This is a genomic window from Bacillus sp. GW823-FHT06B01 (assembly GCF_058952315.1).
Map to the genome: position 1 here is coordinate 313,379 of NZ_JBXAHR010000002.1, position 24,354 is coordinate 337,732.

A 24,354-nucleotide genomic window follows, 5' to 3' on the forward strand; every position below is an offset into this window, starting at 1 on the left:
GGAGAGGATAAGTATGTTCGTATCATATCGTTGGTTACAAGAGTATGTAGATATTAAAGATGTAACAGCACAAGAACTAGCAGACAAAATCACGAAAAGTGGTATTGAAGTAGAAGGCGTTGAAGTATTAAATAAAGGTGTAAAAGGTGTTGTAGTAGGTCACGTATTAGAATGTGAAAAACACCCAGAAGCTGATAAGTTAAGCAAATGCTTAATCGATATCGGTGAAGAAGAGCCAGTTCAAATTATTTGTGGAGCTGCTAACATTGCAAAAGGTTTAAAAGTACCAGTTGCAAAAGTTGGTGCTGTACTTCCTGGCAACTTCAAAATTAAAAAGGCAAAACTACGTGGTGAAGCTTCTCACGGTATGGTTTGTGCGCTTCAAGAGCTTGGCATTGATGGAAAGTTAGTTTCAAAAGAATATGCAGACGGTATCTTCATCTTCCCGAGTGACGCTGAAGTTGGTGCAGACGCACTTGAAATTTTAAATTTACATGATGAAGTACTTGAGCTTGGTTTAACACCAAACCGTGCAGATTGCTTAAACATGTTAGGTGTTGCATATGAAGTCGCTGCTATTTATGGCCGTGAAGTAAAACTTCCAGCTATCAGCTTACAAGAAACAGCAGAAAAAACTTCTGATTACATTTCTGTAAGTGTAGAAGCGAAAGAAGAAAACCCATTATATATTGCAAAAATGGTGAAAAACGTAAAGATTGGTCCATCACCAATGTGGATGCAAACGCGCCTTATGGCAGCTGGCATTCGTCCAATTAGCAATGTAGTTGATATTACAAACTACATTTTAATGGAATACGGTCAACCGTTACATGCATTCGATTACGATAAATTAGGTTCAAAAGAAATCGTTGTTCGTCTTGCAAAAGAAGGCGAAAAAATTGAAACGTTAGATGATCAAGAGCGTACGTTACAAAGCCACCACCTTGTAATTACAAACGGAACAAAAGCTTTAGCTGTTGCTGGTGTAATGGGCGGAGCGGATTCTGAAGTTACAAATGAGACAGTAAACGTTTTAATTGAATCTGCATACTTTGCAGGTCAAACAGTGCGCCGTACATCAAAAGACTTAGGTCTTCGCAGTGAATCAAGCGCACGTTTTGAAAAAGGAATCGATCCAACACGTACATTTGAAGCAATTCAACACGCAGCTGCTTTAATGGCGAAATACGCTGGCGGAGAAGCACTTGAAGGTGTAGTAGAAGCTGACAACTTACAAGTACAAGAGCGTACAGTATCTGTTACTGCTGAAAAAGTAAACCGTGTATTAGGTACAAATATTTCTGCAAGTGAAATGGGTACAATGTTCACAAACTTGAAATTCCCATTCACAGAAGTAGAAGGAACATTCCATGTGAATGTACCAGCACGTCGTCCTGATATTACAATTTCAGAAGACTTAGTAGAAGAAGTGGGTCGTCTATACGGTTATGACCACATTCCAGTTACATTACCTTCTGGAACGATGACACGTGGTAAATTAACATCAGCACAAACGAAACGTCGTAAAGTACGTCGCTTCCTAGAGGGTGCTGGTTTATATGAAGCGATCACATATTCATTAACAAGCGCTGATAAAGCGAAGCAATATATGGTCGAGCCAAATGAAAAAGCTCCTGTAAACCTTGCACTTCCAATGAGTGAAGAGCGTAGCCAACTTCGTTTAAGCTTAGTACCGCAATTACTAGAAGCTGTTTCATATAATGTGGCACGTAAAAACGATAGTGTTGCTTTATACGAAGTAGGTTCTGTCTTCTTACCGACAGAAGCAGGAGAACTTCCGAAAGAAGAACAACATCTTGCAGGTGTTATGACAGGACTTGCTCTTCACCATGCATGGCAAGGTGAGAAAAAAGTAGTAGACTTCTTCGTTGTGAAAGGTGTACTAGAAGGATTATTCGACGTACTTGGCGTTGCAAACCAAATCACTTATGCACCAGCAAAACGTGAAGGTATGCACCCAGGTCGTACAGCTGACATCGTATTAGATGGCGAAGTAATTGGTTTCATCGGTCAATTGCACCCAGAAGTAGAAAAACAATTAGATGTGAAAAATACATTCGTATTCGAATTATCTCTTGTAAAAGTATTTGGTGCAGACGCAGAAGAAACTTACTACACAGCAATTCCACGTTTCCCATCTATGACACGTGATATGGCTGTTGTCGTAACGAAAGAAACAAAAGCTGGTGAAATGAAGCAAGTTATTGCTGAAGCTGGCGGAGAACTTCTGAAAGACGTAACGCTATTTGACTTATACGAAGGTGAAAAAATGGAAGAAGGCAAGAAATCACTTGCATTCTCTATGACATACTTCGATGCAGAACGTACGTTAACAGACGAAGAAGTAACAGAAGCACATAACCGTGTATTAACAACGGTAGAAGAGAAGTTTGGTGCGGAGTTACGTAAGTAATGAGAAATTGCCGGATTAAGTCCGGCAATTTTTTTTATGGCACGATTGTCGGAAAATCGATATATTACAAAAATCGCTGATATATTTTTTGGTATCTTGCATCTTTCTCTCGAATGTAGTACATTAATTTTAGTTTAACAAAATGAAAGACGATGATAAGGAAAAGTAGTATATACTATAATCCAAAGCGAGTCAGGGACGGTGAGAGCCTGATGAGGCGGTATATGTGAAGAACACCTTGGAGTTGCTAACCGAAATTGAATCTTGTATTCAAGAGTAGACTTAGACGGGAATCCGGCCTGTTACAAACCGGGAAGTATGTATTACATACGAGTTAAAGTTGGTCTTTATGACAAATTGGGTGGTACCGCGAAGTTTAACCTTTCGTCCCTTTATGGATGAAAGGTTTTTTTGTATTTAAATATATGTGCAAAGGAGAATTTCACTATGGAAAACACATTAGTAAAAAGTCTGTATAGAGATACAGATAAATACGCAGGTCAAACAGTACAAGTATCAGGGTGGATTCGTAACTTACGTGATTCAAAAGCATTTGGTTTCATCGAATTAAACGACGGTAGCTTCTTCAAAAGCGTTCAAATCGTTTTCGATACAGAGTTAGAAAACTTCAAAGAAATTGCAAAACTTCCACTTAGCTCTTCAGTTAAAGTAGAAGGTAAAGTAATTGCAACGCCTGGAGCGAAGCAACCATTTGAAATTAAAGCAGAAAAAATTGATATCGAGGGCTTATCAGATTCTGATTACCCACTTCAAAAGAAACGTCACACGTTTGAATACTTACGTACAATCGCTCACTTACGTCCAAGAACAAATGCATTCTCTGCAACGTTCCGTGTACGTTCTGTCGCAGCATTTGCGATTCACCAGTTCTTCCAAGAGCGTGGATTCGTACATGTTCATACACCAATCATCACTGGTAGTGATACAGAAGGTGCAGGCGAAATGTTCCGCGTAACAACGCAAGATTTAAACAACGTACCAAAAGGTGAAGACGGACAAGTTGATGAATCAAAAGACTTCTTCGGCAAAGAAACAAACTTAACAGTAAGTGGACAGCTGAACGCTGAAGCTTATGCATTAGCATTCCGTGACGTATACACATTCGGACCTACATTCCGTGCAGAAAACTCTAACACAACTCGTCATGCAGCTGAGTTCTGGATGGTTGAGCCGGAGATTGCATTCGCTGAATTAGGCGACGTAATGGATCTTACAGAAGATATGCTGAAATATGCAATGAAATACGTACTAGAGCATGCACCAGAAGAAATGGAATTCTTCAACAGCTTCGTTGATAAAACAGTTCTTGAGCGCATGAACAACGTAATCAACTCTGACTTCGGTCGTATCACATATACAGAAGCAATTAAAGTGCTTCAAGAGTCAGGTGCTGACTTCAAATATCCAGTAGAATGGGGTATTGACTTACAAACAGAGCACGAAAGATACTTATCAGAAGAAATTTTCAAACGCCCTGTATTCGTAACTGACTATCCAAAAGACATTAAAGCGTTCTACATGCGTATGAATGAAGATGGAAAAACAGTAGCTGCTACTGACCTTCTAGTTCCTGGTATCGGCGAATTAATCGGCGGAAGCCAACGTGAAGAAAGAATGGACGTTTTAGTAGACAGAATTAAAGAACTAGGTATGAACGAAGAGGACTACTGGTGGTACTTAGAACTTAGAAAATACGGCGGTACAAAACACGCTGGATTCGGTCTAGGTTTCGAGCGCTTCCTAATGTACATCACTGGCATGGCTAACATCCGTGACGTAATTCCATTCCCAAGAACTCCAGGCTCTTCTGAATTCTAAAATATAAAAAAGCGAGAGGATTTCCTCTCGCTTTTTTGTTTGCATAGTTTATTACCCCGTAGCAAAAAGTAACGCGAAGGGGTGAATGTAAATGAGTAAAAAAGTGAAAAAAGATCATTCAAGATCAAGCCTTGGTTCTCCAGAAGTAGAAGGACAAGGAACGACGACACATGAAACAGGTTCTCATAAAGTATCTTCATCAAATAAGAAGCAGAAAAGAAGTTAACATAAAAAAGGAGAGTCTTGGCGGCTCTCCTTTTTTATATGTATTACACCTTATTATCATTAATTTCTTTTGTGATTTTATCTACATCTTTGTCTAATCGATCTAAATAGAAAAACCACAGTAAACTCATAAGCACGTAATAGATAGCCATTACACCAAGATTATCAGATATATTTTCGAATGTAGATTTAGTAGTGAAAAAAGCTCCCCAAATGGTAGAAATAGTGAGGTAAGAAAGTGGGCCCACGAGGTGTATGAAAACATATAATACCTTTTTAACTTTTACAGCGTTCATATGAAATACCTCCTTTTTCTAATCATAAATTCAACTTCCTCACAGAAGTGCTGTAGTTTTGCTGGATTATGTATTAACAAGCGGGCATCGTGTTTCCCGATAAAGTGAAACTTTAATCAGTGGGGGTTTTCTTCATCCCCCACTGATTATTAGCCCTCACCAATCGGACTTTTATGGACAGTTGATTCCCCACCTAACTTCTTTGCTTGCGCTGAATTTTGAGGTGGGGGTCTTACTGTCCATTAAAGCGGGATAAATCTTCGAATCCGAAAGTTTAATAAGAAAGAACGGCCGTAACGCTCTATTAAATCGTTGAACTCTCGTTGTTCACTTAGTAGCTGAATGTTTTCTCTAATTTCAAACTGTCTTTCGTGTGGATCGCCTAGTAAAATATTTAGAATCATTTGTAGAAGTAGCAATAGGGATCTCCTCCTATGTTAGAATAATCTGTATATTATAATTATAACAAAACTATAAGGATAATAGTAGGATGAAACAAAAAACAGGAGTTTGTAGGAGGACATTAAAAACTGTCGCTTTTTATCTCATAAACAAAATGGAAAGTCAATTTTCTTTTTCGTGTTATAAACATATGAATAAAAGGATTTAATGAATAGAATTTTATAGAAGAATATGTAATGTTTTGTTAAAATTAAAAGTGTTGAACAGGGGTTTTTTTAAGTTGTTGCGCTGTAAATTAAAATATAAAGATGATAAAAGGTGAACGTATTGAATGTTGGGAAAAGAGAGTTTGTTTTAGAGTCTTTTGAAGATATAAAGAGACAAATGGAAGCTGCTTTAGCGAGTGAAGATTTAGAAACCACTTCATATTTATTGATAAGGTCGTTTAGACTTTTATATAAAGTGGAAAACGCTTTATTTCCTTTGAAGGAAGATATGGGTAAGGAAATAAGTAAATGGTATGAAAAACTAGCATGTTTGCACGAAAAAAAAGGTGAAGATGATAAGGCTGAACAATTTTGGCTGTCGGCGTTATCGTTTACACAAGATAATGCAAGTTATTATTTACAATATGGGCATGCTGTTTTGCGAAGAAAGCATTTATATATTCATAAAGAACTAGTGGATAATTTAAAACAGGTGAGCCCTTATAACGTTAAAGAAATAAAACAAGCAATACAACGAGCACGATTTGCTTTTCGAACGGCTTTACAATACGAAAACCTTCAAAAAGAAAGTCAAGAATGTTTGAATGTTATAGCAGAATTAGAAGGTGAGATAGAAAATAATCCTTTGTTTGCTAAACAGCTATTAGAAAATAAAGAAATCATTTCTGTTGAAAAGACGATGGCAGAATTAGATGAATTAATTGGTTTGCAAAGTGTAAAACAAAAGGTGAAAGAAATTTATAATTTAGTTATTTTTAATCAGATGCGTAAAGAGCAAGGAATGAAGACTGATAATTTAAGCCTTCATATGGTATTTACCGGAAATCCTGGTACGGGAAAAACGACAGTGGCCAGGTTGGTCGCAAAAATTTTTAAAGCTTTAGGAGTATTGTCGAAAGGACATCTAGTTGAAACTGATCGTTCGGAACTAGTTGGGGAATTTATCGGACATACCGCCCCTAAGACAATGAAGAAAATTAAAGAGGCGCTAGGTGGCGTTCTATTTGTTGATGAAGCTTATTCTTTAACACGGAGCGGTAGTACAAATGATTTTGGAATGGAGGCAATTGATACGCTTGTGAAGGCGATGGAAGATAATCGTGAAAATTTGATTGTTATTCTTGCCGGATATCCTAATGAAATGAATGAATTTATTGAGTCTAATCCAGGACTTCGCTCAAGGTTTAATATTTATGTCGATTTTCCAGATTACACAGTGGATGAATTATTATTAATACAAGATTTAATGTTTGATAAAAAGGAATATAAAATTACATCAGATGCGAAAGAAAGAGTTCGATATATTTTAAACAAGAAAATAGAACTGAACCCAAAAAGTCATGGAAATGGTAGGTTAATGAGAAATCTTGTAGAGGAAATTATTCTACAAAAAGCTTATTATGCAGTTTCGCAAGGGCAAAAAAAAGAATTGGATAACATTGATGAAGAGATTATTAATAGAGTAGAGAGAACGACTAAAATTCTTGATTAAGGGGTTAAAAGAGTGCGAGAAGAACAAGATGAATATACTTCTTCACACATACTCAAATTCTTTATTGGTCATAGCGCAAACGTATATCAGTTACATATTCAAGGATGTTTTGAAGAGATGAAATTTGTGTTATATACAGATCAGAATTATGAAGATAAGTGGAGCAGTTTTGTAGCCACAACAGAAAGTCGTTTTAAGCAATTGTTCTTTGATTTTTTACTTCATGATATGAAGGGAGAGTTTTATTTGGGTGACACTTATATGGAAATGATAGAAAACGATATTGCAGGTTTAACTTTTTTAGAAGAAACAGCATTTGAAATATATGAACCACAAGATTATTCAGATTTACAACCCGCTGTAGATATACTGCGTGATGAGATTAAAAAAGGGAATCGTGCCTTTTTTAAAATTGCACAAGAATTACAATCAACGATGGAAGAATATGTACAAGAAAAAGGAACAGTTGAAGAAAAAACTAGTTTAGTAGAATTTGAGAAAAAACAAAAAAAGTTAGCTTTACTTGTTATTAACATGTTCGATTTACTGGATAATGTTTATAACATTTCTAAGCAAGTGGAAGGGAATAAATGGGGAGATAGTCTGGAAACAACGCTTAAAAAAGCGTTACTTCTCCTTGAAAAAGAAGAAATTGAAGAAATCTCTGTCCAAGGAGAATTATTTGATGGAACTGTAATGGAAGGTGTTGGAACAGTTCCTTTAAATGAAGTTCCAGAAGGTTATGAAAAATACCAAGTATATACAGTAAATAAAAGAGGTTTCCGCAATGCTGTTACAGGAGAAATCTTAAGGAAAGCGTACGTGGTTACTGTCTATTAATTATATTAGGAGGAATTATTTATGGCTATTGTAGGAATCGATTTGGGGACAACAAATTCTGCTATTGCATATTTGAAGAACGGGAAACCGGAGATTATTGAAAATAAAAAGGGAAACCGCACAACGCCTTCAGTTGTACAAAAAGATTTAAAAGGTGAAATTATTATTGGTGAAGATGCAAAATCGGGAATTAAAAGTTTGCCGGATCGCACAGTTCTTGAAGTGAAGCGTTTAATGGGAACTGATGAAAGTGTTTCGATGGGAGAACAGCAACTACGTCCAGAAGAAGTATCTGCTCTTATATTAAAATATTTAAAAGAAAGTGTAGAAGAAAAACTAGGAGAGGCAGTAACAGAGGCTGTTATTACGGTTCCTGCGTATTTCTCTGATTCACAGAGAAAAGCGACACAAAAGGCTGGGGAGATTGCAGGATTAAAAGTAGAACGTATTATTAATGAGCCGACCGCAGCTGCGATTGCATACGGATTCGAGAATTTAGACCAGAACCAACATATTTTAGTCTATGATTTAGGTGGTGGTACTTTCGATGTTTCTATTATTGAAATTTTTGAAGGAGTCGTAGAAGTAAAGGCTAGTGCTGGTAATAATAAACTTGGTGGTATGGATTTTGATAATGCAATTGTAGATTGGGTAGTGAATGAATATGAAATGATTCATGGTATTCATTTATATCGAGTCGAAGGAAAAACGGAGCAAGAAGTCCGAGCGTTATTAAAAGAAGAGGCTGAGCGTGTTAAAAAATCTTTATCAACTCAAATGTCAGTACGATTTATGGTTCCATTTGTAGGGATTCATAATGGTGCACCTATCACGATTGATATGGAAATATCCCGTGGGCAGTTTGAGCAATTGATTCAAAAACTAGCTGTTTCCACATTACATGAAGTAGATACAGCATTAAAGGAAAGTAATTTATCATTAACGAGTATTGATCATATTTTATTAGTGGGTGGCTCCACACGTATTCCTTATATTCAAAAAATTGTAGAAGAAAAATTACAGCGGCCAATTCGTAAGGATATTAACCCTGATGAAGTTGTAGCGTTAGGCGCTGCTGTACAAGCTGGAATTAAAAGTGGGGCAATTGATTCGGCTGATGGATTAATGGTTCTTGATATTTGTTCGTATACATTAGGAACAGATATCGTGAAAAATGTCGGTGGACAAATTATAGGTGGATATTTTGATCCGATTATTACTAAAGGTGCAAAAGTTCCAGTTACAGAAAAAAAGACATACTATACAATGAATGATTATCAAGATCAAGTTATTATTCACGTGTATCAAGGGGAAAATGAAAAAGTTGTTGAGAATACAAAGCTGAATAAAGATGATATTATTCTGGATGGAATTCCGAAGCGTTTAGCAGGACATGAAGAAATTGAAATCCAGTTTACTTATGACATTAATGGTATTTTACAAGTTGAAGCGACAATTGTAAGTACAGGAAAGAAAATTACAGAAGTCATTAATTCTCAAGTAGGTGTTATGGACGAACGTGAAATGACACAAGCGAAAGTACGCTTGGAAAAAGATTGGGCTGAATCAGAGTATTTTGAAGATGTTAAAAAGACATTGTATCGTGCAGAAAAATTAATGCAAGAAGTAGGAGAAAAAGAAAAACAAAAATTACAAGAAGCTGTATCAAGTTTAAAAGTGGCATTAAGTCGTAACGATCGTATTTCAATTCAGAAATATGACGAAGAGTTGACTGACTTATTAATTGAATTTGTGTAAAAAGATAGAGGAGACGATTATGGAACATATAGCAAATCAATATAATGAGTGTATCCGACTTGTTCAGCAAGGGCGTATTATGCAAGCGAAAGAGCTAATCCTTTCGCTTGCAGCTCTTTTGCCAAGAAATCCACGAATTAATTGGCTGTTAGGGTTACTTGAAGTATATACAGGGTATCCGAAAAAAGGGATTACTTTGTGGAAGGTTCAGAGTAATGTGAGCTCCTTGCAACGACAGACCATAGAGAGAGTAGAAGCGGTGTTGCCTATATATGAGGAGTTATATCATTTGTACAATGAGTCTGTGGTTTTGATGAAACGAAAACAATATGAAGAAGCGAAAAGGTTATTGGGAACAGTTTTGGGGAAGCGAGAAATATATCCACTCCCTGCAAAGGTGTATTATGCATATTTGCTGTGTCTTCTAGCAATGGGGAGTATAGATCTGGCAAAGAAAGAACTTGAGCAGCTTCCTCAATATGTAAAAGGTGAGCAATCGGTTTTAATGTTGCAGAAGAAGTATAAGTTGTTTGAGGTAGCGGATTTTGAAGTGCAAGAGAAGAAAAGTTGGCTTGTACATACAATCTATGCTTCAGTACTTATGCTCTCTTTACTTAGTGGAGGATATTTTATACACCACATGAAAGAGTCGTATCAAGAGGAAGCTGTTGCAAAAAAATTAAATGAAAAAAGGCAAAATCAACAGTATAAGAAAGTCGAACAGTCATTAAAAGAAAAAAATGCGGCCTTAGAGAAACAAATTAAAGAAAATGAAACGCAATCATCGCAAGAAACAGCAATTTTAGAGTCTAGCCTTATGCAAAATGACTCATTAAAGTATAAGGCGTCTTGGGAACTATATAAAGATGGAAGGTCTTTATATAAACAAGGACAATACGAAAAAGCGATAACAGCATTTAATAATGTTAGAAAGCTGTTAAGTGATTCGGATATAGCTGATGACGCACTGTACTTTACCATTCTATCTAAAATAGAAGTGAAAGATTATAAAGGGATAGAAAAACTGTATGATGAATTTTTAAATAATACTAGTTCTAACTTTAAAGAGTCTGACTATATCGATGCTGTTCTTTTATCAAAGGCAAGATATTTTATGGATATAAGTAAAAAAGATGAAGCGATTACTATATTAAAAAAATTAGACTCAGAGTATGGGAATAAATGGACAGGACAAAAGGCAAAGAAATTATTGGGGACGTTGTTAGGAGAGCAATATGAATAACCTTACATATTATGAATTGTTAGAAATAGAACAAAGCGCTTCGCAAGATGAAATAAAAAAGGCTTACTTTCGTAAGATTAGGATGTATTCAAATGAGAAATATCCTGAAGAATTCAAGCAACTAACAAAAGCATATGAAGAATTAATGAATGAAGAACAGCGAGCTGTATACGATAGAAGTATTCAAAATGGTGGAGAATATGATTCTTTATTAAATCAAGCTTTAAATTATAAAAATGGCAGTGAGTATCAAGAAGCTATCACTATTCTGAATGATTTATTAATAAATTATTCGGATTCGCCTGATGTAAGGTACCATTTAGCGGATTGTTATTATGAATTAGGTTGGTTTACTGATGCTAAGACTGCAATTCAAGAATTGATTTTTGATTATCCATCTGTAATAGAATATCATTTTTTACTATTTCTTATTTATAGGGATCAGCAAGAATATTCAAAGGCGATTGCACAAGCAAACAAATTAATCAAATTACAGCCTCAATCCCCTTATCCATATAGGCATTTATCTGATGTATATATAAATATAGAAGAGTATGATAATGCTATTAAAGCATTAGAAAGAAGATTGAGTAATTGCACCCCTGGTTTGGAAGATATGCCCCTCTTGATAGATTTACTCTACTTGACAAATGGACAAGGAAGAGGAGAGTACTGTGTGAGGGTTGGGGAAAGAATTAAAAGAGTTCCTCAAAACGATGAAGAAAAGCAAGCGGTAATTAATATGTTATTAAATCAGACGGATGAAATTGATATAACACATTCTTGTTTGCCAAGAATCGTAAGGATAATTCAGGATATAAATCAAAATGAGAATATGGAAATTAGTAATTATTTACGAGATCTAGAGCATCAAATGGAAAGTAATAATTATAGTGAAATGGATAATAGGGATTATAGTTCACAATCAAACTATAATAATGAGGTAGCTACAAATGTAGCTCCTGAAAATAACACAAACTACAATGTAAGTTATGCGAGCAGAGGTAATATTGTTGTGGCAATTATTGTAGGGATTATTTTTTCATTTATTGGGACACCAGTTGTAGGGATTATTGCTGGATTCATTTATTATTTCTTTGCTGAGGCAATATGGAATATGATAGGTTGCTTAGTTGCTATTATTATTGTAATTGTTATTGCAGGAGCCATATTCTCCTAGATAAATGCCCGACTTGTAATGCGGATACCGAAAAAATATCAAACATAAAAGGCGAAAAGAATCTAATTCTTTTCGCCTTGTTTAGTTCATGAAAATCATGTCGATACTAAAATGTAGTTATTTTTTCAATAAGCGAAACGCCTTCTCTGTATTAGCAAAATGCAGTTTCACAAACTCAGGTAATCGTTCTTTACCAAGCTTTTGAATTAATTTAGCGGCAGCGATATCAACTTGTTTACCAGCACCCTTTGGAAGGGGCATACCAGCTTTTTTACTTAGTTCGTCAAATTGTTTCACGAATGAGTAACGAGCTAAAATGGAGGCAGCGGCTACTGCTAAATGGACACTTTCGCCTTTCGTCGCGAAGTAAACATTTTCACGTTGTACCAGCTTTTGTTTTGCTAAATATTTGTAGTATGTATCAGGTTGTGTGAATTGGTCGATTAAGACGCCTTCAGGTTTTGTAGGTGCCATTTTAGCTAATAAGTTTGTAATAGCCTTATTGTGTAGTAAAGCTTTTAACTTACCTTGGTTGTTTCCTTTATCAAATAGCTCGTTATATTTTTCGTTATGAAGGACAAGAGAGCTATAAGGAACAACGTGTAGAAGTTGTTTTGCAATGGCGGTAATTTGATCGTCATTTAAGTTTTTAGAGTCTTTTACACCAAGTTCTTTTAGTAGTGGAATTTGCTTCGCATCCACATATACAGCAACTACTGTCATCGGTCCGAAGAAATCACCAGTACCCACTTCATCTGACCCTACGATCGACATTGTACCGATGGAAGCAGGGGGTGCATAACGGTGTGAATCGACAGATTTTTTTACAGCTATTTTCGGTGTTTGAGAGACAGTTTGCCAACGAGAAGCTTCTGCTTCAGCACGTCCACCTTGGAACATTACTTTTCCAGATTTATACGCTGTAATTGTGCAAGATGGCACCTTTGCCATGAAGATTCCGCCTTGTGGAATCTTCGGGCTAAGCGATTGTTTATATTGTTGTTTCATGTCTTCAATTACTGTAGAATTTGTTTGAATTACGATAGAATTTGACATAGTGGTCGCCCCTTTTTTTATATTGTTATTTTTATCATATCGGATTGTTCTTTCTGTTTCCATAATATGATGGTTCATGGTATGATAAACTTTAGGATTCTGTACGTGATTGGAGGCCGGTGAGTTGTCACAACAAAAGGGAAAGAAAAGTCGAATTAATGTAGAAATCTATGGTCAACAATATTCAGTTGTTGGCGATGAAAGTACAAGTCATATCCGCATGGTAGCAGCGATTGTGGATGATAAAATGCGCGAACTCAATGCCAAGAATCCTTCGCTTGACACGAGTAGACTAGCGGTATTGACGGCGGTAAACGTCATACACGATTACATAAAATTAAAAGAAGAACATGAGAAATTGAAAGAAAGTATGACAAAAAAAGGAATGGAATAACATGATTGATATTATTATCATTTTACTGCTTGTTATGGGATTTTTCCTCGGCTTACGCAGAGGGTTTATTCTGCAACTTGTAAAGTTAACAAGCTTTATTATCGCATACCTTGTTGCATACTGGTACTGTAAAGATTTAGCGCCAGCACTTGCGAAATTTATTCCGTATCCATTTGATAAAAACGTGTCTGTTCCAGAATGGATTGATGCAAATAATATTGAGACAGTATTTTATCAAGCGCTTGCGTTTATCATATTGTTTATTATTACAAAAATTGCACTTTCATTACTTGGTAATTTGTTAAATATGTTTGCAGAAATACCGGTTTTAAAGCAAGTCAATGCGTTCGCGGGGGCAATCCTCGGATTTTTAGAAGTATATATTATTTTGTTTGTGTTAATTATCATTGGAAACATTCTTCCGATTGAACAACTACAAACACCATTACAAAAATCATCAATTAGCAAAATAATTGTAGACGATACACCGATTCTCTCTGAAAAGGTGAAGGAACTATGGCAGACAGGTAGCAGAGTATAACTTCTCTTTTTTCGGAAAGAGGAGTTTTTTTCTATGAAAGAAAGGCGGGGTAATGATGAAAGTAAATAAAAAACAAGTTATTAAATTATTAGAGACAATCGGCCTGTTTATGGAACTAAAGGGCGCGAATCCATTTAAAATATCTGCATTTTGTAAAGCGGCAGCAGCACTAGAAAGTGATGATCGTAGTCTTTCTGAGATTGAAGATTTCACGAAGATTCCGGGCATTGGAAAAGGAACAGCAGCAGTTATTCAAGAATATATAGAATCGGGAACATCTGAAGTATTACAAGAGCTTGAACAAGAAGTGCCAAGTAGCTTATTGCCGTTATTAAAATTGCCAGGCCTTGGTGGTAAAAAGGTAGCTAAGTTATATAAAGAACTTGGTGTTGTTAATATGGAATCGCTAAAAGCGGTTTGTGAGGAAAATAAAGTACAAGCTTTAGCAGGTTTCGGTAAGAAGACAGAAGAGAAAATATTAGAAGCAATCGATCAAGTAGGCTCTCGTCCAGAGCGTTTACCAATCGCAATGGTATTACCTATTGCCGGGGAAATAGAGGAGAAATTGTCGAATATTGCTGAAGTAATTCGTTTCTCTCGCGCTGGTAGTTTGCGCCGAGTTCGTGAAACAGTGAAAGATTTAGACTTTATCATTGCAACGTCAGAACCAGCTACAGTACGTGAGCATTTACTGCAATTCGATAATATGATTGAAGTAATCGCAAGTGGAGATACGAAAGTTTCTGTTCGTCTTCAATATGAATATGATATTTCAATCGATTTCCGTTTAGTAAAACCTGAAGAATTTATTACAACTCTTCATCATTTCACAGGATCAAAAGACCATAACGTAAAAATGCGCCAAATCGCGAAAGATAGAGGCGAGAAAATTAGTGAGTACGGTGTAGAAAGCTTAGAAACAGGTGAAGTGAGAACATTTGAAACAGAAGAGGAGTTCTTCGCTCATTTCGGTCTTCCATTTATCCCACCAGAAGTGCGTGAAGATGGAAAAGAAATTGAATTAATTAAAGAGTATCCGAACTTAATTCAGTTCTCTGACATACAAGGTGATTTACATATGCATACAACATGGAGTGATGGTGCTTTTTCCATTGAAGAGATGGTACAAGCGTGCCGTGCTCGTGGATATAAGTTTATGGCGATTACTGATCACTCACAATACTTGAAAGTAGCGAACGGTTTAACGAAAGAGCGCCTTCGTGAACAAGCGAAAGAAATTGAACGTATGAACGAAAAGTATCCAGACATTACAATTTTACGCGGAATTGAAATGGACATTTTACCAGATGCAACACTTGATTTTGATGATGAAGTATTAGCAGAATTAGATTATGTCATTGGAGCGATTCACTCTAGCTTCTCACAAGACCGTGAAACGATTATGAAACGTCTTCGTGCTGCGCTGGAGAATAAGCATGTCACAATGATTGCCCATCCGACAGGACGCCTTCTTGGGCGTCGTGAGGGTTACGATGTAGATACAGATTTATTAATTGAACTCGCAAAAGAGACAAATACAGTTTTAGAATTAAATGCGAATCCAAATCGTCTAGATTTAAGCGCGAAATTATTAAAACAAGCACAGGATGCTGGTGTAAAAGTAGCGATTAATACGGATGCTCATACGCTTGAAATGTTAGAAGATATGGAAACAGGTGTAGCCGCAGCACGTAAAGGTTGGATTCAAAAAGATAACGTGATTAACACGTGGAATATCGAACGTTTATTAGACTATATTAAACGTAATAAGTAACACAAGGGGGACCTGCAACATGTTAGAAAGAACGTTGCGTGTATTAGAATACAATAAAGTAAAAGAACAATTACTTGAACATACAGCCTCTTCACTTGGCCGTGACAAAGTGAAGCATTTAGTGCCAAGCACTGATTTTGAAGAAATTGTAGAAATGCAAGATACAACAGATGAAGCAGCGAAAGTCATTCGTTTAAAAGGTAGTGCACCATTAGGTGGTATTACGGATATTCGCTCAAATGTGAAGCGTGCAAAGATTGGAAGTATGTTAAGCCCGAATGAACTACTTGATATTGCCAATACGATGTATGGTAGTCGCAATATGAAACGTTTCATTGAAGATATGGTTGATAATGGTGTCGAGCTTCCAATTTTAGAAACTCATGTCGCTCAAATTGTATCTTTATATGATTTAGAAAAGAAAATTACAAATTGTATCGGTGATGGCGGTGAAGTAGTCGATAGCGCAAGTGATAAACTGCGTGGTATTCGTACTCAAATTCGTACTGCGGAAAGTCGTATTCGTGAAAAGTTAGAAAATATGACGCGTTCTTCCAACGCGCAAAAGATGCTGTCTGACGCGATTGTAACGATTCGTAACGAACGTTACGTAATCCCAGTAAAACAAGAATACCGCGGTGTATATGGCGGTATTGTCCACGATCAATCAGCTTCTGGGCAAACGTTATTTATTGAACCACAAGTCATTGTAGAGTTAAATAACGCGCTTCAAGAAGCACGAGTGAAAGAAAAACAAGAAATCGAACGCATTTTATTGATGTTAACAGAAGAAGTGGCAGTAGAAGCAGATATCGTTTTATCTAACGTAGAAGTAGTTGCGAATCTTGACTTTATTTTTGCGAAAGCTTTTTATGGGAAGCGTATAAAAGCAACGAAACCAATCGTAAATAACGAGCGTTATATGGATTTAAGACAAGCACGTCATCCGCTTATTGATCCAGAAATTATCGTGCCAAATAACATTATGTTAGGTAAAGAGTTCACGACAATTGTTATTACAGGGCCGAATACAGGTGGTAAAACAGTTACGCTGAAAACAGTTGGTATTTGTGTATTAATGGCGCAATCTGGCCTTCACATTCCAGTAATGGATGAGTCAGAGATTTGTGTATTTAAAAATATCTTTGCCGATATCGGTGATGAGCAATCGATTGAACAAAGTTTAAGTACGTTCTCCTCACATATGGTGAATATTGTTGATATTTTAGAAAAAGCTGATTTTGAAAGCTTAGTTTTATTTGATGAATTAGGTGCTGGAACAGACCCGCAAGAAGGGGCTGCATTAGCAATTTCAATTTTAGATGAAGTATGTAATCGTGGTGCTCGCGTTGTTGCTACGACGCATTACCCAGAATTAAAAGCATACGGATATAACCGTGAGAAAGTTATTAATGCGAGCGTTGAGTTCGACGTGAACACATTAAGCCCAACGTATAAATTATTAATCGGTGTACCAGGACGTAGTAATGCCTTTGAAATTTCGAAGCGCCTTGGACTATCTGATCGCGTGATTGATCAAGCTCGTAACCACATTAGTACAGATACAAACAAAATTGAAAATATGATTGCGAAGTTAGAAGAAAGTCAAAAGAATGCAGAGCGTGACTGGAACGAAGCAGAAGCACTTCGCAAGCAATCTGAAAAACTACATCGCGAATTACAGCGTCAAATTATTGAATTTAATGATGAGCGCGATGAAAAATTATTAAAAGCGCAAAAAGAAGGGGAAGAAAAAGTCGAAGCTGCAAAGAAAGAAGCAGAAGGCATTATTCAAGAACTTCGTCAATTGCGTAAAGCACAGCTTATAAACGTGAAAGACCATGAGCTTATTGAAGCGAAGAGCCGTCTAGAAGGTGCGGCGCCAGAGCTTGTGAAGAAACAAAAAGTAAACGTGAAAAACACAGCGCCAAAACAACAATTACGCGCAGGTGATGAAGTAAAAGTGTTAACGTTTGGTCAAAAAGGTCAATTGCTTGAAAAAGTAAGTGATACAGAGTGGAGCGTACAAATTGGTATTCTGAAGATGAAAGTGAAAGAATCCAATATGGAATACATTAATACCCCGAAGCAAACTGAGAAAAAAGCAGTCGCAAGTGTGAAGGGTAGAGATTATCACGTTTCGTTAGAGCTCGACCTTCGCGGTGAACGTTATGAAGATGCAATGATGCGCGTTGAAAAATATTTAGACGATGCACAGCTTGCAAGCTATCCTCGCGTATCAATTATTCACGGTAAAGGAACAGGAGCGCTTCGCCAAGGTGTACAAGATTACTTGAAGAAGCACCGCGGCGTGAAGAATTACCGTTACGGTGACATGGGCGAGGGAGGCCTAGGCGTAACAGTTGTCGAATTAAAATAGAAAACAACGAAACAAAGGGGAAACCATTATATGTTTATGGACAAACTTGCAAAAGTATTGTTAGCTTGTTGTGGAATATTTTTGGTGATTGGGGTTATTTATTTAGTTGTTTTTGCGAAGTAAAAGAGCGTCAATCGTGGCAGAGTGATATTGCCATAGATTGACGCTTTTAATATATAGGAAAAGGAATAAGCTATGAAAATCAACCAATACATAAGCGAAGCAAAATCCTGTTCAAGACGTGAAACAGACCGTCTCATTAAAGCAGGACGCGTGGCTATTAACGGCGAAATATGTACGCACGGTGCACTCGTGAGCGATGGTGATGTGGTAACGATTGATGGACAGGTTATTGCAAAGGAAGAGAAAGAAAAGGTGTATATTGCCTTTCATAAACCAATCGGAATTACTTGTACAGCAGCCGATCATATTGAAGATAATATTATTGATTATATTAATTATCCAGAACGAATTTTTCCTGTGGGACGATTAGATAAAGCATCGGAAGGACTTATTTTATTAACGAATGATGGCGCCATTGCCCATCAAATTTTACACGGAGATCATGAACATGAGAAAGAATATATTGTTACAGTTGATAAGCCGTTTACAGGTTGGTTTATTGATAAGATGGCCAGCGGTGTAAAGATTAAAGATGGAATGACGAAGCCTTGTAAAGTGACGAGAGTGGATCAATCTACATTTCGCATCGTTTTAACGCAAGGAATGAACAGACAAATTCGTAGAATGAGCCGTGCTTTCGGATTTACTGTAACAAAGCTAAAGCGGGTTCGTATTCTGAATATAGAGCTAGACGATCTTGAAGTGGGAAAATGGCGGAGCGTTACATCTGAGGAATTAGACATTTTAATAAATCAGTTATAGGGAGGAAAAATTTTCTCCCTATATTTTTTTGTCAGAAAAAATAAAACTATTGATTTTTTAAAAAATAGCCCATATAATAAAAAACAACAAGTTTCGACAAGATATTTTATAAAAGTAATGATGAGGACATGAGTTGTTTTTGACGATTCTCAGAGAGGGAAGCCTAGGCTGCGAGCTTCCTAATACGGAAAGACAAACTTACCACCTCTAAACTTCAAGAGTGAACTGCATGATGCATTGTAATTCTTGGCGGATAAAACCGTTATCAATTTACACGAGCTATAAAATGAGCTTATTTTGTTATAAATTCATTTTATTAGAATAAGGGTGGAACCACGATTTCAACACTCGTCCCTTTGTTAGGGACGGGTGTTTTTTGCGTTCTTTTACGGGGAAGTATGCTTGAAAGAGGATATGTGACGGTCTTTAATTCAGAATATTTTGTTAATCTAAAAATATGTAGGAGGTTAGTAGAAATGAAATCATCTTTAAAGTTTTCTGAGATGTTTGCAATAAGTTTAATGTTGTTTGCACTATTTTTCGGTGCAGGTAATATGATTTTCCCGCCGGCTTTAGGGCAAGGTGCTGGAACAGACGTATGGATCGCGTTATTTGGCTTTATCGTAACAGGTGTTGGATTACCTTTATTAGGGGTAATTGTTATAGCTCTAAAGGGAGATATTAATGAGCTAGCGGGACGTGTACACCCTGTATTCGCACTTGTTTTTATCACTGCAATTTATTTATGTTTAGGCGTATTCGTAAGTGTTCCGCGTACAGGAACAGTTGCTTATGAAATGAGTGTTGCACCATTTTTACCAAGTGAGATAGCAGGTCAATCTTATCCACTTGTTATCTTTACATTCATTTTCTTTGCAGTAACTTTCTATTTAGCTTTAAACCCATCGAAATTAGTGGGCCGCATCGGTAAAGTATTAACTCCGATTTTGTTAGCTGTTATAGCAATTATCGTAGGTAAAGCAATTATTACACCAATTGGAGAATTTGGTGCACCGACAGAAGCGTATAATGCTCCGCTCTTTAAAGGTTTTATTGATGGATATTTAACTTTAGATGGACTTGCAGCACTTGTTTTCGGAAATGTTGTTATTAATGCTTTAAAAGCAAAAGGCGTTACAAATAAGAACAGCATTGCAAAAGTAACAATCTTTGCAGGATTTATTGCAGCGCTCGGTTTACTACTTGTTTATTTAGCACTTGCTTATCTGGGAGCTTCTAGTGTGTCTCTTGGAATGGGAGCAAACGGAGGAATTATTTTAACAAACGTTGTAAATCATTTATTTGGTAGTTACGGAACTTTATTATTAGGGATCGCAATTACAGCGGCATGTTTAACAACTTCTGTAGGTATTGTTGCAGCTTGTGGGGAATATTTTTCTTCCTTATTACCAAAGCTTTCTTATCAAAAGGTCGTTTTCATCTTCTGTGTATTAGCATTTATGGTAGCAAACCTTGGGTTAACTCAGTTAAACGCATTAGCATTACCGATTTTAATTGCAATTTACCCAATTGGTATCGTACTGATTGTATTATCACTTGTTGAAAACTATATTCGTCTTCCATTAGCTATGTATGTAGGCGGTATTGTAGGAGCATTTGCAATTAGCTTCTTTGATGGATTGCATAATGCAAATCTTCAAGTAGCGGCCCTTGCTCCTATCTTAGATAAAATTCCACTATATAGTGTAGGGATTGGTTGGCTAGTTCCGGGTATCATTGGAATTGCAATTGGATATGTAGTTTCTTTATTTCAAAAGCAAGAAGTTGCTGTAGAAAAATAGTGAAAAGAGGCTTTCTATGAAAGAAAGTCTCTTTTTTTGTAGAAAAAATTGCATATAGGGAAATTTAGATATTTAAAATTTTATACGTAATATAGTTGACAAAAAAATTAGCATTAGGCTAAGATTGACTTAGTTGTGGAAATATTGGAAGGAAAGTGAGGAGTGAAAGGTATAAGGTTTTCTATAACGATATCATTTTGTAGATAGAGGTGATAGAGTAGGAGAATGGTTAGTTTTATTTTTTTTGACCTTCATTGAGAATGATAATCATCAAAAGGAATAGGGACTTATGTTAAAATGTAAATCGCTCTTTATAAGGAATAGGGAGGGATATTATTTTTAACACGAAGTGAGAATGATAATCAATAATATCTACATTACATAAATAAATTACAATTAAATAATGATAGAGGATTATTATTTTTTTCTTATAAATTGAGAATAATTATCATTTTCAAAAAGTATGGATGAAAGATAAACAAGGAGGAAGTAAGCCAAATGAGAAAGATTTCTGTATTACCCGCTTTTATTATGACATTCGTATGTATGCTAGCTTTTTTCGTAGTGCCATTTGGACAAGCTTCGGCAAATGTCGCTGACGGTACTTACGATATTAACTATGTCATACAAAAAGCAGAAAATGATTCAGCTTCAATGGCAAATGATTATTTTGAAAAACCAGCTAAGTTAATTGTGAAAAATGGTGAGATGAGAGTACAAATTCCGATGAATCATAGTGCTTGGATTACAGAATTTAAAGCACCAGAGAACGGGAACTTTGTTGATGCAAAAGTTGTTAGTAAAGATGAATCTGCAGATAAAAGAACTGTAGAGTTTAAAATAGACGATTTATCTAAGCCAGCAGCTGCAAAAATTCATGTTGTTGTACCTAACGTAAATTATGACCATAACTACACAATTCGCTTTGCGTTTGATGCAAATGTAAAAGCGGTAGGTGGAGAAAATAAAGCAACTGCTACAACAAAGAATACTGATCAGACAAAAACAGATACAAAAGTAAAAGAAGAAGTGAAGAAAGAAGAGAATAAAGAAACAAATAAAGAGGCAAGCAAAGGAACAAATGAAAGTGGTAAAGCTGAAAAAACAGATAACCCAAAAACAGGCGATGAAGCACGCATCGGATTATTTGCAGTGTTAATTCTTATTTCAGGTGTTTTCTTAATTCGTAAAGTGAAGTTAAGTAAATAAATCTTTTGAAGGGTGATGAATATATGTTTAAACAATTTAAAATGATTATTGCCGTATTTGCTGTTTTATTTACGTTTATAGCAACACTAGGTTTACAAGATACAAAGGCTGCTACAAAATTGGCTGATGGAAAATATAATATTGCTTTTACTGTATGGAAAGGCGATAAAGATGAATCATCTAGAATGAATAGTTATTTTGAAAGTCCGGCAACATTAACAGTTAAAGATGGAAAACAATATGTTTCATTCAAAGTGAAAGATAGTACTTCTATTAAAAGTTTACAAGTAGAAAAAAATGGTCAATTCGTAGAAGCTACTGTGTTAAGTGAAAATACAAAAGAGAATACTAGAGTTGTAGAATTTGAAGTTGCTGACTTGTCAAAAAAACTAAATGGCAAGGTGAAAATTAATATCCCAATTATTAATTATAATGCTTCATATGATATTCGTTTTGTATTTGATGGGAACAGTATTAAATAATTAAAAAATTTTCAAAAGGGAGAGTCGTTCCATTGAACAGGTATGTAAAAATTATTGTTGCTATGTTTTTAATGGTATTTACATTCGTATCAACATTACAACCACTTGCAGTTCAAGCAGCAAGCCAACTAGCTGACGGTGAATATTCAATCGGTTTCAAAGTTCTTAAGGATACATCAGATGAAGAATCTATGATGAATAAATACTCTGTAAGTCCAGGGACTTTAAAAGTGAAGGATGGGAAGAAGAAGGTATCCTTTACGTTAACGAATAGTTCATGGATTACGAAATTTGAAACAGAAAAAGCAGGTCAGCTCGTTGAGACAAATGTAATTAGTGAAGATAAAGAACAAAATACAAGAGTAGTAGAATTTGATGTGGAAGATGTAGAGAAGATATTAAATGCAAAAGTAAAAGTTGATATTGACGCGTTTAATTATCATCATTACTATGACATTCGTATTTCATTCGACCAAAATAGTATTACACCGATTCATGTAGAAAAACCAAATGAAAAAGAGGATCCAGCAAATAAGCCAGATCCAAATGAAAAACCGGATCCAAGTCAGAAGCCCGACCAAAAGCCTGACCCAGATCAACAACCCAATTCTAACACAATTAACGATGGGAATTATAGTATTCCATTTAAAGTGTTAAAAGATCAAACAGATGAAGAATCTAAGATGAATACTTACATGGTAAATCCAGGAGTATTAAAAGTAGAAAACGGTAAGAAAAAGGCAATTGTAACACTAACAAGTAGCTCATTAATTAAAAATTTCCAAACGGAAAAAGATGGCGCATTTGTTGATGCAAAAGTAGTGAGTGAAGATAAAGAAAAAGATACAAGAGTAGTAGAGTTTGAAGTGGACGATTTATCTAAAAAAATAAATACAAAAGTATTTATTGAAGTGGCATCACAAGGTTACAAGCAAACACATAATGTACAACTTTTATTTGAACAAGATAAACTTGAACAAATTAAAAATGAAGAAAAACAACCGGATGGAGATAAAAAGCCGGAAGTAGAAAAACCAGAAGTTGAAACAATGAAAGATGGAGAGTACAGCATTCCATTTAAAGTATTAAAAGATAAGACAGATGAAGAATCTAGAATGAAAGACAAGCTAATAAGTCCAGCAGTATTAAAAGTAGAAAACGGTAAGAAAAAAGCGACTGTAACATTAACAGATAACGCATCAATTAAAAATTTCCAAACAGAAAAAGATGGTTCATTTGTTGATTCGAAAGTAGTAAGTGAAGATAAAGAGAAAAATACAAGAGTAGTAGAATTTGAAGTAGACAGTTTATCTAAAAAGTTGAATGCAAAAGTATTTATTGAAGTGGCATCACAAAATTATAAACAAACGCATGAATTACAACTTCAATTTAATCAAGATAAACTTGAGCCAATTAAGAACGAAGAAAAGCAACCAGATGGAGATAAAAAGCCAGAGGTAGAGAAACCAGAAGTAGAGAAACCAGAAGTAGAGAAGCCGAATGTTGAAACAATGAAAGATGGCGAATACAGCATCAGTTTCAAAGCTTTAAAAGATCAAACAGAAGAAATTTCAATGATGAACACGTATACGAAGAGTCCGGGCGTGTTAAAGGTGAAAGATGGTAAAAAATATGTATCATTCACATTAACGAATAGTGCATGGATTACAAAGTTTGAATTTGAGAAAAATGGTTCGTTCGTTGATACGAGTGTATTAAGTGAAGATAAAAAAGCTGATACACGCGTAGTGGAAGTAGAAGTAGATGATTTATCTAAAAAGTTAAATGCAAAAGTAAAAGTAGATATCGATTCAATGAATTATCATCATTTCTACGACATTCAATTCGCATTTGATAAAGATAGCGTTAAACCGTTAGACAATCAAGGCGGAAAC

At 35.8% G+C, this 24,354-nt stretch carries 20 protein-coding genes and 2 other annotated features; of the genes, 17 read left to right on the plus strand and 3 right to left on the minus strand.

The features are described 5' to 3' along the window. Positions 1 to 13: 13 nt before the first annotated feature. From pheT to AC1Q8N_RS08665, 3 genes are all read left to right on the plus strand, one after another. Complete coding sequence (gene pheT / locus AC1Q8N_RS08655; protein ID WP_098078799.1) at positions 14 to 2,434, plus strand: phenylalanine--tRNA ligase subunit beta; 2,421 nt, start codon at positions 14 to 16, stop codon at positions 2,432 to 2,434. A 143-nt stretch (positions 2,435 to 2,577) separates the two neighbouring features. Beyond that, positions 2,578 to 2,829: a binding site (T-box leader), on the plus strand. A 52-nt stretch (positions 2,830 to 2,881) separates the two neighbouring features. Beyond that, on the plus strand, positions 2,882 to 4,273 hold the full coding sequence (gene asnS / locus AC1Q8N_RS08660; RefSeq protein ID WP_000432171.1) for an asparagine--tRNA ligase: 1,392 nt from the start codon (positions 2,882 to 2,884) through the stop codon (positions 4,271 to 4,273). Positions 4,274 to 4,364: 91 nt separating this feature from the next. Next, a complete protein-coding gene (locus AC1Q8N_RS08665) occupies positions 4,365 to 4,499 on the plus strand; it encodes a YuzL family protein (RefSeq protein WP_000039594.1) in 135 nt (44 codons plus the stop codon). A 43-nt stretch (positions 4,500 to 4,542) separates the two neighbouring features. Here the strand turns inward: AC1Q8N_RS08665 and AC1Q8N_RS08670 are convergent, their stop codons facing one another. Both AC1Q8N_RS08670 and AC1Q8N_RS08675 read right to left on the minus strand, forming a co-directional pair. Next, entirely contained in the window at positions 4,543 to 4,794 is a 252-nt protein-coding gene (locus tag AC1Q8N_RS08670) for a hypothetical protein (RefSeq protein ID WP_098078802.1), read from the minus strand. Between the two features lie 242 nt (positions 4,795 to 5,036). After that, positions 5,037 to 5,198, minus strand: coding sequence for a hypothetical protein (locus tag AC1Q8N_RS08675; protein ID WP_222425164.1), 162 nt, complete (start codon positions 5,196 to 5,198; stop codon positions 5,037 to 5,039). A 316-nt stretch (positions 5,199 to 5,514) separates the two neighbouring features. Between AC1Q8N_RS08675 and AC1Q8N_RS08680 the strand changes: the two genes are divergently transcribed. Genes AC1Q8N_RS08680 through AC1Q8N_RS08700 form a run of 5 tightly spaced genes read left to right on the plus strand, consistent with a single transcriptional unit; the run spans position 5,515 to position 11,936 of the window. Next, positions 5,515 to 6,915, plus strand: a complete 1,401-nt coding sequence (locus tag AC1Q8N_RS08680; RefSeq protein ID WP_232240095.1) for an AAA family ATPase — start codon at positions 5,515 to 5,517, stop codon at positions 6,913 to 6,915. A gap of 12 nt (positions 6,916 to 6,927) precedes the next feature. Then, positions 6,928 to 7,755: a nucleotide exchange factor GrpE gene (gene grpE, locus AC1Q8N_RS08685; protein WP_042514636.1), complete on the plus strand. Its 828-nt coding sequence runs from the start codon at positions 6,928 to 6,930 to the stop codon at positions 7,753 to 7,755. Between the two features lie 21 nt (positions 7,756 to 7,776). After that, the gene (locus AC1Q8N_RS08690; RefSeq protein ID WP_042514637.1) at positions 7,777 to 9,513 is read left to right on the plus strand and encodes an Hsp70 family protein; all 1,737 of its coding nucleotides are present in this window, start codon (positions 7,777 to 7,779) and stop codon (positions 9,511 to 9,513) included. Between the two features lie 19 nt (positions 9,514 to 9,532). Then, positions 9,533 to 10,756: a tetratricopeptide repeat protein gene (locus tag AC1Q8N_RS08695; RefSeq protein WP_098642637.1), complete on the plus strand. Its 1,224-nt coding sequence runs from the start codon at positions 9,533 to 9,535 to the stop codon at positions 10,754 to 10,756. Then, on the plus strand, positions 10,749 to 11,936 hold the full coding sequence (locus AC1Q8N_RS08700) for a J domain-containing protein (RefSeq protein WP_071715223.1): 1,188 nt from the start codon (positions 10,749 to 10,751) through the stop codon (positions 11,934 to 11,936). The genes AC1Q8N_RS08695 and AC1Q8N_RS08700 overlap by 8 nt, the downstream gene beginning before the upstream one ends. Positions 11,937 to 12,053: 117 nt before the next feature. On the opposite strand, the gene rnhC is transcribed toward AC1Q8N_RS08700, so the two are convergent. After that, positions 12,054 to 12,992 (minus strand): ribonuclease HIII, encoded by a 939-nt coding sequence (gene rnhC / locus AC1Q8N_RS08705; RefSeq protein ID WP_098642638.1) that lies wholly within the window; start codon positions 12,990 to 12,992, stop codon positions 12,054 to 12,056. Between the two features lie 124 nt (positions 12,993 to 13,116). Here rnhC and zapA point away from each other — a divergent pair, with 124 nt between their 5' ends. The 9 genes from zapA to AC1Q8N_RS08750 form a co-directional block, all read left to right on the plus strand. After that, positions 13,117 to 13,386, plus strand: coding sequence for a cell division protein ZapA (gene zapA, locus AC1Q8N_RS08710; RefSeq protein ID WP_000082701.1), 270 nt, complete (start codon positions 13,117 to 13,119; stop codon positions 13,384 to 13,386). Position 13,387: 1 nt separating this feature from the next. Continuing rightward, positions 13,388 to 13,927 (plus strand): CvpA family protein, encoded by a 540-nt coding sequence (locus AC1Q8N_RS08715; protein ID WP_000565407.1) that lies wholly within the window; start codon positions 13,388 to 13,390, stop codon positions 13,925 to 13,927. Positions 13,928 to 13,982: 55 nt separating this feature from the next. After that, positions 13,983 to 15,701, plus strand: a complete 1,719-nt coding sequence (gene polX, locus AC1Q8N_RS08720; RefSeq protein ID WP_493521164.1) for a DNA polymerase/3'-5' exonuclease PolX — start codon at positions 13,983 to 13,985, stop codon at positions 15,699 to 15,701. Between the two features lie 19 nt (positions 15,702 to 15,720). Further along, positions 15,721 to 18,081 (plus strand): endonuclease MutS2, encoded by a 2,361-nt coding sequence (locus AC1Q8N_RS08725; protein WP_493521165.1) that lies wholly within the window; start codon positions 15,721 to 15,723, stop codon positions 18,079 to 18,081. A 195-nt stretch (positions 18,082 to 18,276) separates the two neighbouring features. After that, the gene (locus tag AC1Q8N_RS08730) at positions 18,277 to 18,966 is read left to right on the plus strand and encodes a 23S rRNA pseudouridine(2604) synthase RluF (protein WP_048544312.1); all 690 of its coding nucleotides are present in this window, start codon (positions 18,277 to 18,279) and stop codon (positions 18,964 to 18,966) included. A gap of 108 nt (positions 18,967 to 19,074) precedes the next feature. Next, positions 19,075 to 19,325: a binding site (T-box leader), on the plus strand. 117 nt (positions 19,326 to 19,442) lie between these two features. Continuing rightward, positions 19,443 to 20,768 (plus strand): branched-chain amino acid transport system II carrier protein BrnQ6, encoded by a 1,326-nt coding sequence (gene brnQ6, locus AC1Q8N_RS08735; protein ID WP_048544310.1) that lies wholly within the window; start codon positions 19,443 to 19,445, stop codon positions 20,766 to 20,768. A 498-nt stretch (positions 20,769 to 21,266) separates the two neighbouring features. Next, positions 21,267 to 21,977: a heme uptake protein IsdC gene (gene isdC, locus AC1Q8N_RS08740; RefSeq protein ID WP_048544308.1), complete on the plus strand. Its 711-nt coding sequence runs from the start codon at positions 21,267 to 21,269 to the stop codon at positions 21,975 to 21,977. A 23-nt stretch (positions 21,978 to 22,000) separates the two neighbouring features. Then, positions 22,001 to 22,459: an NEAT domain-containing hemophore IsdX1 gene (gene isdX1, locus AC1Q8N_RS08745; protein ID WP_048544307.1), complete on the plus strand. Its 459-nt coding sequence runs from the start codon at positions 22,001 to 22,003 to the stop codon at positions 22,457 to 22,459. Positions 22,460 to 22,491: 32 nt separating this feature from the next. Beyond that, a partial coding sequence (locus tag AC1Q8N_RS08750) for an NEAT domain-containing protein (RefSeq protein ID WP_493521166.1) occupies positions 22,492 to 24,354 on the plus strand: 1,863 nt, incomplete at its 3' end.